The sequence below is a fragment of the Rhizobium sp. BIGb0125 genome (assembly GCF_024810055.1).
Lineage (GTDB): Bacteria > Pseudomonadota > Alphaproteobacteria > Rhizobiales > Rhizobiaceae > Agrobacterium.
In genome coordinates, this window is the sequence record NZ_JANUDV010000004.1 from 298,682 (window position 1) to 310,866 (window position 12,185).

General features: G+C 54.0%; 8 protein-coding genes. 3 read left to right on the plus strand and 5 right to left on the minus strand.

From position 1 onward, the window contains the following. Window positions 1-67: 67 nt before the first annotated feature. The 4 genes from M2418_RS13055 to M2418_RS13070 all read right to left on the minus strand — a co-directional run bounded on the left by M2418_RS13055 (window position 68) and on the right by M2418_RS13070 (window position 6,423). Entirely contained in the window at window positions 68-3,328 is a 3,261-nt protein-coding gene (locus M2418_RS13055; protein WP_259147012.1) for an error-prone DNA polymerase, read from the minus strand. Continuing rightward, complete coding sequence (locus tag M2418_RS13060; RefSeq protein ID WP_259147015.1) at window positions 3,325-4,839, minus strand: DNA polymerase Y family protein; 1,515 nt, start codon at window positions 4,837-4,839, stop codon at window positions 3,325-3,327. Before M2418_RS13060 ends, M2418_RS13055 begins: the two co-directional genes overlap by 4 nt. Beyond that, on the minus strand, window positions 4,757-5,515 hold the full coding sequence (locus M2418_RS13065; protein WP_259147017.1) for an ImuA family protein: 759 nt from the start codon (window positions 5,513-5,515) through the stop codon (window positions 4,757-4,759). Before M2418_RS13065 ends, M2418_RS13060 begins: the two co-directional genes overlap by 83 nt. A gap of 257 nt (window positions 5,516-5,772) precedes the next feature. Further along, window positions 5,773-6,423, minus strand: coding sequence for an SOS response-associated peptidase (locus M2418_RS13070; protein WP_259147020.1), 651 nt, complete (start codon window positions 6,421-6,423; stop codon window positions 5,773-5,775). 1,323 nt (window positions 6,424-7,746) lie between these two features. On the opposite strand from M2418_RS13070, the gene M2418_RS13075 reads away from it, so the two are divergent. Continuing rightward, window positions 7,747-8,172, plus strand: a complete 426-nt coding sequence (locus M2418_RS13075; RefSeq protein WP_250984888.1) for a hypothetical protein — start codon at window positions 7,747-7,749, stop codon at window positions 8,170-8,172. A 121-nt stretch (window positions 8,173-8,293) separates the two neighbouring features. On the opposite strand, the gene M2418_RS13080 is transcribed toward M2418_RS13075, so the two are convergent. Next, entirely contained in the window at window positions 8,294-10,234 is a 1,941-nt protein-coding gene (locus M2418_RS13080; protein WP_259147024.1) for a DUF4139 domain-containing protein, read from the minus strand. Window positions 10,235-10,474: 240 nt separating this feature from the next. Here M2418_RS13080 and M2418_RS13085 point away from each other — a divergent pair, with 240 nt between their 5' ends. Together M2418_RS13085 and M2418_RS13090 are read left to right on the plus strand one after the other, a co-directional pair. After that, window positions 10,475-10,786, plus strand: coding sequence for a hypothetical protein (locus tag M2418_RS13085; RefSeq protein WP_250984890.1), 312 nt, complete (start codon window positions 10,475-10,477; stop codon window positions 10,784-10,786). Between the two features lie 347 nt (window positions 10,787-11,133). After that, window positions 11,134-12,111 (plus strand): cell wall hydrolase, encoded by a 978-nt coding sequence (locus M2418_RS13090; protein WP_250985116.1) that lies wholly within the window; start codon window positions 11,134-11,136, stop codon window positions 12,109-12,111. The last annotated feature ends 74 nt before the right edge of the window (window positions 12,112-12,185 follow it).

Below are 12,185 nucleotides of genomic sequence, written 5' to 3' on the forward strand. Positions count from 1 at the left end.
AATTTTTATAGTTACGTCTTCATCATTTATATGTTTTCCGGTTGCCGTCTTGGATGGACTATCGAAGTCAGTGGAAATTCCTAGACTTCACCTTCAACGTATCGATATGCAAATCGGGAATATAAATGTCCCTCGCCTGCACAGCTGGCTTGAGATTGTCTCGTGAATCGGGTCCACCACCGTTCTTCACCTGATCCCCACGTCCATAGGGCAATGGGAACTCACCGTTCCGTTCTCCAAGGTTTGCAAGGTCACTAGAGAAATCGAACAGCTTCTGGGCAACGAGATGCACCACTTCCCCTTCCTTTTGAATCTTTCCGTGGATACCCATCATGCTAGCGGTCATCAATACTCGTCGCTGGCGCTCAAACAAAGAAGGCCAGACAACGGCATTTACGATACCTGTCTCGTCTTCAAGCGTCAGGAACATCACGCCCTTCGCGCTACCGGGTCGCTGTCTCACCAAAACAAGCCCGGCAGTCCACAGCCATTTGCCATCTCGTTCAGCCATTGCTTCAGCACAAGTGACAATGCGCTTGGCCTTGAGGTCATTACGAAGGAAAGACAGTGGGTGAGCCCTCAGGGTTAAGCCCGTATGCGAGTAGTCTTCAACGACTTCCCTACCCTCCGCCATCGACTTCAGTGCGACTTCAGGCTCCTGCATCTCGGAAACTGTTCTCGCTTCCCGCTCAGCCGCTGCAGCCCACAGTTCCAACGGCTCATCACGCAACGCTTTGATATCCCAGAGTGCCTGCCTTCGTTCGAGTTTTAAAGCTGGGAGGAATGCATCTGCGTCTGCCAGCTTTACCAGAGACGCTGTTGGCACACCTGATCGCCGCCACATGTCGTCTGCACTCTCAAACGCCTGGTTGGCGCGCGCGAGAATGATCTTGGCGGCATCGTATTGAGATAGCCCTTTGACAACACGCATACCAAGGCGGACGGCGAACCGGTCAGTTCCCGCTATCGGCTCCATGGTGCAGTCCCATCTCGATGAATTCACACAAACGGGTCGAACCTCGACACCATGCTGACGGGCATCGGTGACGATTTGGGCCACGCTGTAGAACCCCATAGGCTGGCTGTTGATCAGTGCCGTGCAGAAGACATCAGGATGCCAGCACTTCACCCATGAAGAGGCATAGGCGATGAGAGCAAACGAAGCCGCGTGCGACTCCGGAAAACCATATGAACCAAACCCCTCAAGCTGACTGAAGGTGCGCTCGGCAAACTCAGCAGAGTAGCCATTTTTCACCATGCCATTGACGAGCTTGTCCTTGAACTTCGAGACCCCACCCGTGAATTTGAACGTAGCCATGGCGCGGCGTAATTGGTCCGCTTCTCCTGCAGAAAAGCCGGCGCATACCATAGCGACCTTCATCGCACTTTCCTGGAAAAGTGGGACACCGAGGGTTTTGCCAAGCACGGCCTCCAGTTCTGGTGTCGGGTATTCGACCTTCTCCTTACCTTCACGACGACGGAGATAGGGATGGACCATGTCGCCCTGTATGGGGCCAGGTCGCACGATAGCGACCTGCACTACCAGATCGTAAAATGTCCTCGGCTTCAATCGAGGAAGCATAGACATCTGTGCACGGCTTTCGATCTGAAAAGTGCCCAGAGTGTCGGCTTTGCGGATCATCGCATAGGTTCGGGTGTCCTCCTGCGGAACGTCGGCGAGCCCCATCGGCAATGCCTTGTGCTCAGCCAAAAGCTCGAATGACCGCGCCATGCACGACAACATACCCAGCGCGAGGACATCGACTTTCATGAACTTCAGAGCTTCGATGTCGTCCTTGTCCCATTCCACCACCTGTCGATCATCCATGGCCGCAGGTTCGATCGGCACGAGATCGTCAAGCCTGTCCTGCGTCAGCACGAACCCACCCGGGTGCTGGCCAAGGTGCCGAGGCACACCCATCAATTGCCCCGCAAGGTCGAGCGCCAGTTGCAGTCGATAGTCCGACGCATTCATGTTGTTTTCTTTGAGTTGTTTCTCGCCGACTCCATCTTTTGACCATCCCCAGATGCCTGAGGATAATTGTCCGATCAGGTCTTCAGGTAGACCCAAGGCTTTTCCGACATCACGCAGCGCACCCTTTGCCCGGTAGCGTGTGACCGTGGAACACAGAGCCGAACGGCTACGGCCGTAGGTCTCGTAAATCCACTGGATAACTTCTTCACGTCTGTTGTGCTCGAAATCCACATCGATGTCTGGTGGTTCATCACGCTCCATTGAGACGAAACGCTCAAAAAGTAGATCAGACGTTTCAGGGTTGATCGAAGTTATCCCAAGGCAGTAACAGACAGCCGAGTTGGCCGCTGACCCACGCCCCTGGCAAAGGATGTCTTTTGATCTGGCAAACCGCACGATGGAATACACAGTCAGGAAATACGGCGCGTATTTCATGATTCGGATCAGATCGAGTTCATGCAGGATCGCCTTTCGGACTTTCTCTGGAATACCCTCGGGATATCGATCCGCAGCTCCCTCCCAAGTAAATTTCGTCAGCGATTGCTGGGCATCCAATCCGGGGACCAAGGCTTCTTCGGGATATTGGTATTGGAGTTCACTCATGTCGAAACGGCAACGATCGACGATCTCACGTGGTCGTACCAAAGCTTCTGGATAATCAGAAAACAGGCGATGCATCTCTTCCGGTGCTTTGAGGAAACGATCCGCATGGCGCTCACGGTCGAAACCGACATTGTCGATTGTCGTGCGGTTTCGGATGCAGGTGACAATATCCTGAAGCTGCCGTCGCGACGGATCATGGAAAAGGACATCGTTTGTTACGACTGTCTTCACTTTGTGGCGGAAGGCCATGTTCGACAGATTATGGAGGCGAAGTCTGTCGCGTGGTCTACGACGAAGACACAAGCTCACATAGGCACGATCACCGAAGACGGCTGAAACCCTGCGCAACTGGCTCGCATACACATCATCCGCTTCATCCGGGAGCAATATCGCAATCAGTCCGTCGTTATAGGCTTCGACATCGGTGAGATCGAGAATGCACTTGCCCTTTCCTCCCCGGCTCTTTCCCAACGACAGCAGGCGCGTCAGGCGCGAGTATGCAGGACGGTTCATTGGGTAGACAAGGATCGACATGCCGTCTGCAAGGTCAAGACGACACCCTACCACCAGGCGAACACCTGTTTTCTTTGCGGCTTCCCAAGCTCGGACAATGCCAGCGAGCGAATTACGGTCGACGACACCGAGCGCATCAATCCCGAGTTCGGCAGCACGCGCAAACAACTCGTCTGCACTGGACGCACCACGCAAAAATGAGAAATGTGTCGTGACCTGAAGCTCGGCGTAGTTCATCCGAATACCCCATGTACGAACCACAAATGCGAGCCAGTTTCGGCATCTACGCCATCGCCGGCACGGTAGACCCAGTACCGCTCACCTGTCTCATCTTCGACAACGAAATAGTCTCGCACTGCCTGACTTTCTTGTGGCCTTCGCCACCATTCTCCGAACACCCGCTCAGGACCGTCAGCGCGCTTGACGCGTCGACGTTTTCCCCGCCAGGTGAATACCGCAGGTGGCTGATCTGGAAGCAAGGCCACCACCTCAATCCGTTCTGGATAGGGAAGAAGTCTCGATGGGCGTGGCCATTTCGATGCCCAGTCTGCCCCTGTTTCAAGGGCTGTGGGCGCGATCCTGATGACAGATCGTTCGGGAACATCGGACGCGACAGGTGTCATCCGATACAAACGTTGTCCCCGGTTGCCGAGAATGTCGACAAGAGGTGTGATGTCAACGACCTCTTCTTCAATCAGCGAAGACGCCGTCTGCTTTTCTTCCAATGGCTCGGCCATAATTGCAACGAGCACCAATTTCTCGATACCAAAGCCGGGGTCGATCTTTTCGATACGATCACACAAAAGCTTGGAGAGACGTGCCGGATCGCGGACTGGTTTGGCGAGCCCTGCACGCAGGCACTGGCGCGTATTGTCAACACGATGGATTACGAGGTCGGATCGTCGCACACCAAGACCACGTTTCTCCAGCTCACTGGTCAATTGCGCCACCAAGCGGCGAACGTACTTTTCGATCGTCTCGGCAGCACCGATTGGTTCCTGAAAATTACGAAAGACCTCGACAAGTTCTGGAGTTCGAATTGGCTCGATCGGTTCAGCAACCCGGCCAAATAACTGGTCCAAACGTCGTGCTGGCTCAGGGCCAAATCGAAGGGTCAATGGCGCTCTCGGCATTGCCGACAATTCCCCAACCGTCTCCACACCGAGAACGCGAAGGCTTTGAATCATGTCTGCGGGAAGTCGAAGACAGTGGATAGGTAGATCAACGACTGCTTTTTGGACTTCACCAATGGGCACGACTGTCGTTTCGGCGGACGTTAGCCTGGCAATGGCATGAGAGGTTCCCCATGTGTCGGATACTGCCGCTCGTGCTGTCAGGCCTCGCGCACGCAGCATGTTCACCAGACCGGATATCAGCATCGTTTCACCACCACGAAGATGGTCTGCGCCCTCGGTATCCATGACGATGCCGTCAGAACCATCGACGGCAACTACCGGGCTATACTGCCTCAGCGCCCAAAGTGCCAAGCGTTCGAGAGCGGCTGCATCTGCTACGGGATCAGCATCAGTCAACACCAGATCAGCAAATGCGGCCTGGGCTTTGCTTGCCGACATACCGACACGCAGTCCAACTTTTCGAGCCGCTGCATCTGCAGCAGACACCCATCGTTTTGAGCCGGCCCTGGATATTACCACCAGTGGTTTTTCAGCCGGCACGGCTCCCTCTCCATGTCGACGTATTCGATCCGTCGACAGATACGGGAAGTAAACAGATACGACCCTCGGCATCACAGGCTCCTAATTCAAACTCAGCACACTCGCCTGCTTTTACTCTCATCAATTCAGCCAACCATCGCGCCCTTCCGACGCCTGCGACGGGTAAATGTTCAGATGGCAAAACACTGATCCGCCATCTGGTTGTTGAAGCTGTGGGACTTCCGTAGTCAGAGGCCTCGTTCTGTCGCCGCCATCGACGGACGACGAGCCCCAAACTGCCCGTTTTCTCAGCGGCAAGGTGGAGACGACGCGACGCTGTCATCGGCAACCGAACCAGTTCTCCAACGACGGCCCCAAAGCCACCGAAGGAAAGGCCCTCCTCCATCGAGGCCAGCACGTCCTCATCCTTGTTGCCCTCGCAGTAGATCACCCGATCCGGGTGAAGTCCTGCTTGTGAAATGGCCGGAGCAAAAAGGTCAGGACGCGTAAGGCACCACAGGATTTTGCCCTTCGACCTTGCGGCGATACCCGCCGCAAAAAGCGCAGCGGCAGCGCCATCGACAGTGCCGGCTCCACCTCCTGCAAATTCGTGAAGTGCGCCAAAGGCGATCCCGCCACCTGGGAGGTGTTCGTCTATCTGGCGAACCCCAAACGGCAGCGTTGCAGCCCTACGCGTAGCAGAGCCTTCAAGGTGCGATATCCGTTCTCTCAGGTCTTCGATCAGTCTTGAGGTGCGCGTATGCGACATGGTTCGCGGACCTCCTTTTGGCACACGTTGGAACATGGACTTCATGTCCAGAATTGCTAATGTTCTTCTTTTGTTCCTATCTCGAATTTGAGTCAAGACAGTCGAAATGGCGATAACAACAAAGCCAAAGATATGAAGATCGGAAATGCCAGCTGAATCAGAGGCCTAAGGTTCACCCCCATAGCATGATCCCCAGAAAATATTTCTGTAGGAGCATATTTGACTGGAGAAACCGATGGACGGACATCGCGTTTCGATCAAAGTAATATCGCTTCTCCGGCTCCCGCTTGTGGTTTCCGTTTTACCCAGAGTTCTGGAGTGCGCTCGATGGCCATTAGTTTGCTCGGAAAGACTCGTGTCTGGAATGACAACGCGTCATCAAAGCTCCCATGCAGCCAACGGTCATGATCGTCTTGGTGAAGTAGTACGGGCATGCGATCGTGCACAGGCGACACAAACTCGTTGGCGTCAGTCATGACACCAGAATAAACAGGTCCCCATTCATCGCTCATTCGCCAAAGACCTGCCCATGCAAAGATCGGCTTATCGGGAAGGCTGAACCAAGTGCGCGTTTTCTCCCCTTTTGTTCCCTCGGCCTCGGCAAAAGCGGTAACGGGTATCAGGCATCGCCATTGAGGTTTGCGAGCAAGTCCAATCCAAATCGGTTTCGATAGATCGGCGATATTGTTGACGGGCTTCGGCTTTGCATCCGGCTTCATTCCTTTGAGCCTCAAGGGAAAGCCCCAAGTCATCGATCGCAATTCACGAATACCGTCTGCCTCCGTGACGACCATACCAGGTGTTCCAGGGTAGACTTCTTCTGGTGCATTGGATTGCATCGGGTTTGGCACACGGAAATGCGCTGCGACTTCGGCGGCGGATTTACGGACGGTGTAAAGGTTACACATGCACGGCCTCCCAATGGCCCTAAATGGATGATCGAGGAACTACTACCATATCACGCCCTGAATATTTCCGCGAAGTCGGAGGTCATGCTCGTCAGCCTGTGGGCGAACTGTCATCTATTCCGCCCGGCTTATTCAGCCAAACTGAAGTCTCCAGTCTGGGTTGGCGGATCACAAAAGTATTCAGGTGCTTCATCTTCTGGCACTTTTTTGAGGCGGCCATCGACTCGACTGCTTTCGGCCCTGACCGGACTGTGAAGTTGCTCAGCCAAATGGGGCATGGTAGCTGTTGGACATGCTTCGTCACTTTATCATCCTGGCAGCAGCAACGTCAGTTCAGCACGCTTCAGCATCGGAAACTAAAACCGTGTTGCAGCCTGCCCCTCTAGAGTATCTATGTGCGGAGCAAGACCACATCGTAGCGATTTGGCAAAATCAGAACGTGATCTGGGCGGTTGAGCTTGAGAGAAAGCCACCGACCCTCACTGTGAATCGGAGGCAGTGGTTGGGAATCTCGGCCAATCATCAGTCTAGTATAGCCCTGGCCTCATACTGTCGCCTAGGAGCAGTCGACGGCGCGGCTGAGATGCAAGTGGTTGACACGGGGGGAAGCCTCTTTGGCGTAGTACGTGAAGGAAAGTGGAAGAACCGCCTTACTGGTGAATAAACCCATGATGCTGCGGCGTGGTCGCCGTGACCGCTTCTGGCGCACAGCAGTCGTGACGACTGAGGAAGCTAAAGCCGAAGTGGTGTTCCTTAACCCGCCCCCTCCCTACCCTTGCAACCCGGGCCAGCCGGTCCGGTCGGGGGCTGATTGTTGGAGGCGGTGTCGCATTTCTAACGGGCCAGCGGCGTCGGATCTCTAATCAGTTTTGACAATGCATGTAGCCGGGTACATTCTATTTCCAAGTGCGACTTGCAATAAAGAACAACAGGTACGCCATGATCCAATGCACCGCCCGGCTGATCAATCCGTAACGGTGGCTTGAATCCAGCCAGATGTTTTCAGTCTTGAGGTGTGCTGTTTCGTTCATGCATGCATTTTGTTCTTCTTAAGTTTGTAAGGCGGCTTGCTAGTATCGGAGAGACGGAACCTGTCATGCTCCAATCAGTAAGAATGGCACTCACACTAAACGTCCGAAGCCCAAGGAAGACTAACGAGAAACGAGCTTAAAACCCGCCTTATTCGGTGATGTCGCACGACCGTCTTGTCTTCTCCGCCAGATCGCGATCAAGAGAGCTTACGGCGGTCATCACCAAGCTGCGCAGCCTCTCGGAGATCGCTGATCGATATTAGGCCGTCAGCCGTGTATTGAAAATTGCCTCGTGAATATCGACATTCAGGATAACCTGGAGGTCGAAATGTTCTACGTTATCGTTGCGATTTGCGCACTGGTCACAACATTCTTTGTCTGTCGTTATTACGCCGCCAAGACCCTCGTTGCCGAAAAGGATATCGAGAAGGTCATCGCAAGCAAATTTGCCTCGAGTGGCAAAGCTATTGAACTTGCAAAAATCCGTGAGGAAAACGCTGTGATGCGAAACCTGTTACTGGACCTTTTGGAGAACGAAGCGGTGTTACCGATGCATCAGTCCTCCGTATCGAAGGATGATCTAATCAGAATGAAAACGACCAAGATTCAGAGATATCGCGAGATACTGGCCGAAAGTCACCATGTCTTGCAACGTCGGGAAGCCAGCCATGTTTTGGCGGGCTCCAGTTCGACCGGCGTCGACAGGCGCGGAGCCTGAGGTTTTAAAGAGCCAAGTTGTGCCGAACGCCCTGTCGGCACTCACTTGCTCTCTGGTCCAGTTAGTCAGGCATGCATATGAAGCGCTTGCGCCGCATCCACTCACTTTGCGGTAAATCGCTTCAGAACGTCCTGATAATGTCACCAACTTTCGCGGTGAAATCTTCCAGCACCTTGCGTTGTTCGATCCGTTGACCCTCGATGGCAGCCAATTTGTCCTCCAGCACGTTGAGCTGTTTGTCGAAGCGGTTTTTCGTATCGCCATCGCCGACGGCCTGCAGATTCTCACGCACCCTCGCCTGTTCGTCTGACGTGCGGCTATAATCCTCATCAAGCACCTGCAGCTTCAATTGCGCGTCATTCTGGCTGCGGCGAGCATCGGCAAGTTCGATCAGTTTGGCCTTTGTCTCGTCATCTGCGGCAGCCTCCTGCCAAGCAACCAGCGTAAAGGCGTCAGCATCAATCAGTGAGACTGTCTCGTCATTGACCAACTCATAGCGGGTTTCGACCGTCTTTTTTTCCCCGGCCTTCAGGCTGGTTTTGATGCGGTAGTCACTGGCTGTCGCTTCGTCCTGTCCCTCAGCGCTAAACGTCCAGCCGCTGCGTTTTGGAACCTCGACCACGACTATGCGCTCACCGTCTTGCGCACCTGTTATGTCGTAGGTCGCTACCTCAACAGTCGAGGACTTAGTGTGGATCATGCCATCGACAACTTTCAGGCTGACAATGTTCTGGCTTGTTTTCACCGCAGTACCGATATTGACCTTCTGGTCCACGGCAAAGCTGACCGATTGCTTCTGGTCGCGTGGGAGGCCATTGATTTGGGCGTCCCCAACATAACCGACACTGTCGTCATAAACCGTCATGATGCCGGGCGGCAGGCTGATGCCGGCATTGTTTTCAATCAGTGCCGCTGCCACCGGATGTTCACCGGCCATGCTGGCCCGGTAAAGCGAAACCATTTCTGCCTTCACGCCCTGATCAAGGATCGGCACAGAGATCGTGTCGCCATTCTTGATGTCATAGCTGCCTTGCAGCGAGAAAGTCGATGTTACATCCTGCTCGGCAGCACTGGCCTCTTGGCCGCTTGCCATGGCAAACGGTGCCGGCGCTTCAGCAGCCATTGCCTCTGCCATGGGGGCGGATGCCAGAAAATCTGCACCGCCCATGCTGTTTCGCGCCACCGTGGGTTTTGCCATCGAACCCGCTGGCAGGCCAGCTGCGGCAGTATCAACCGGCACCTCTATGCGCTCACGCATGAAGTGCTGATGGAGCGCCTGTTTGAGAGTGACCGGCTTGCCGGACGACAGCGTGACGCCAACACTGTTCCAGTCCTCTCCAGAGGCATTTTCAAAAACCGCCCACGCCTGTAGGCGCACCTCACCTTCCTTGCTGGTGACAAGGCGATAAGATGTCTTCCAGATGGGCGCTGGCACGACATAGGAGATATCAACCTCCCTTTGGGCTGCGCCATCCAGTTTCAGGGTCACGGTTCGCGCGCCATCCGTTTTGCCCTTGGCAATCACATCCATTGCGGTCTTGAGTTTGTCTTTGACGGCAGCATCGAGAATTTCAACCTTGGTGCCGGGTATCGCCGCCATGGCGATTTCGCCGTCATCGGTCATCAGTGATAGTTGCCAGCTCTTTGCCGTCTTTTCATTTTCACTTGCCGTGACTCCAAGAACAACGCCGTGTTTGTCGCCCGCCTTCACCCGCGTTCCCTTGATGGCATCCAAAAGCTTCGGCATGGAAGAGAGATCGGATGCCTTGAACGGCAATGTGCGGAATGTCTCTTCCAGCGGGTTTGGGCCAGCCAGCGACAGGTTCTTGACCCTGCCCTCCTTGTCCCGAACCACAAGGCTTTTGAGAACATCATCGATCTGGTCGAGCGGCACCTCAATGGTGATCTCAGAATCCTGCCCCACCTCTGCGGACCGGACAATTTCCGCCAGTCCCCCGGACGACAGCGTCACTGACTTGACGGGTCCATTGACTGCAGCAAAGGCTGTGGTTGAAACAAGTGCGAAAAAGACGGCTGGAAGAACGCGTTTGGTGGTGATCATAAAAACTCCCCGACTGTGACTATGGCAAAAAGCCACGCAGCTCCCAGCTGCATTCATCGCATATGATTTTAGGTTTTGGCGCAATTTGAGGCAAATAAAACCGCAAACAGCTGTCATCGACCTGTTTTGATAACAAAGCATTGGTGCTCCTGCGCAAACAACGCTGCAGCTGTACAACCGGTGGAACAAATTGGTCGAAATTGCCGTTCTGTTTGGCGATAATTCCTTTGGAGACATCAGATGAAACTGAAGCTTGTTTTAAGCGTGGTATTGGGTGTTGGCTTTTCGGCAGCAGCGGCGCAGGCGCACAACAACTGGCATCTCTACGGTGCTGTTCCGGTGGCGGGTGATACCGTGCTTGAGGCCGCCTACCGCGCCGCCCTCGACCACTGCAGCTATGAGGGATATTACGGACACCAACGGGTTGGTTTTTATGGTGGAGACTATGGTTCTGCCGAAATACGCCGGTGCATGTCGCGCAAGGGCTTTATTTTGCAAGATGGCCAGCCCCACGCCTACCCCGCAAGTAAGGCAGCCTACCACGTGAGGTAAAAAAAACACGTAATTCGTGGTTTTGCATCTTCAGGGCATGTCACACTTGTCCAAATGGTTAGGCCACGTTTGGGCAGCAATAGTGTGCACACGACGGGGTCGTTGCGCGCATTTATAGACTCGTCAAATAGCTGGAGTATGATGACGCTGTTCGATCTCCATAAGTCGGGCGACCTTCTTAAGGGAATGGAATTTCAGATATTTTTGCGTTTCTGGTAGGGCATTGATAAAGTTTTAGCTTTTAGGTATGTTATTCCTACCACGTGTATATTCTGAAATTTTTGGGCGGCACGATGATAAAGTTACAGACGGCTGTTAGCAGGGCAGCTTTATGCCTTTCGACAGCAATGCTGCTTTCTGCATGCACGAGCGCACAGACCGTTTCTGTGGACACCAGTCACCAGTCGACCAAGCTGCCCGTTGAGGGTCAAAAGACGGTTTACAGCTATACGAACAAAGATCGTGAATGTTTGAAGCGCGCGATGTACTTCGAGTCGAAACGGTCAAGCGAGAACGGGTTCCTTGCTGTCGGTAGCGTCATTATGAACCGGCTCACTTCCGGCATCTATCCTGAGAGCATCTGTGGCGTTGTCAGCCAGAAGAATCAGTTTGCACCTGGTGTGATGACACGCAAAATGGATGAGTCCACCGCACCCAGCCTCAACATTGCTGCAGATGCTGTTCTTAAGGGCGCCCGCCATCCTGACGTGAAGAATGCCATGTTCTTCCATACCGAGGGGTACACTTTCCCCTATAACAACATGCATTACGTTGCTGCAGCAGGCGGTAATGTATTCTACGAGAAGCGAGACGAAGACGGCAATCTGCAAACCGTGGCGCCCAAGCCTGCCAACAGCTACATACTTGCCTACTCGTCCAATGATCCAGAGCAGAACCCTGCCCTATCTTCATCGATCATTGCAGAGGCGGCAGCTGGAGCGACGACAGGGACAGAAGTGGCAAGTGCGTCGCCGATACAGACACAGACACAGGCTGTGACATCATTGGAAAACAATGCTTCCGCTGATGCTGTGCAGGTTGCTTCTGCAGCACCGAATCCAGCGGCGGCGCCAGTCATTACCGAAGAAATTATACGTTCAGGCATAGAAGAGACTTTTGCGACCGATCACGCAGTGCCGCAGAATTCCTCCTATAATTCAGGTGGTCTTCGGCAGGTCAGCCTACAGAGCGGAGCTCGCGTTCCATTGCCGGCAGCACGCCCGGATGCGCAGAACCGGCCAGTTGCGGGAAGCGCAGCGGTAAATGGTTCACCACGCCTTAGTCAGGCAAATTGGGCTTTACGCACAAGCAACAGCTGGCAATAGAGTCACACCGTCTTCTATCGTGGCATGAAGGTGTCTTTGTCGTTGTGCTTCAAGACTGACGTGTTCTGTCAGGA

Coding starts and splice junctions, on each gene's coding strand:
- M2418_RS13055 (WP_259147012.1), bottom strand. CDS start 3,328: ATGAACTACGCCGAGCTTCAGGTCACGACACATTTCTCATTTTTGCGT.
- M2418_RS13060 (WP_259147015.1), bottom strand. CDS start 4,839: ATGCCGAGGGTCGTATCTGTTTACTTCCCGTATCTGTCGACGGATCGA.
- M2418_RS13065 (WP_259147017.1), bottom strand. CDS start 5,515: ATGTCGCATACGCGCACCTCAAGACTGATCGAAGACCTGAGAGAACGG.
- M2418_RS13070 (WP_259147020.1), bottom strand. CDS start 6,423: ATGTGTAACCTTTACACCGTCCGTAAATCCGCCGCCGAAGTCGCAGCG.
- M2418_RS13080 (WP_259147024.1), bottom strand. CDS start 10,234: ATGATCACCACCAAACGCGTTCTTCCAGCCGTCTTTTTCGCACTTGTT.
- M2418_RS13085 (WP_250984890.1), top strand. CDS start 10,475: ATGAAACTGAAGCTTGTTTTAAGCGTGGTATTGGGTGTTGGCTTTTCG.
- M2418_RS13090 (WP_250985116.1), top strand. CDS start 11,134: ATGCTGCTTTCTGCATGCACGAGCGCACAGACCGTTTCTGTGGACACC.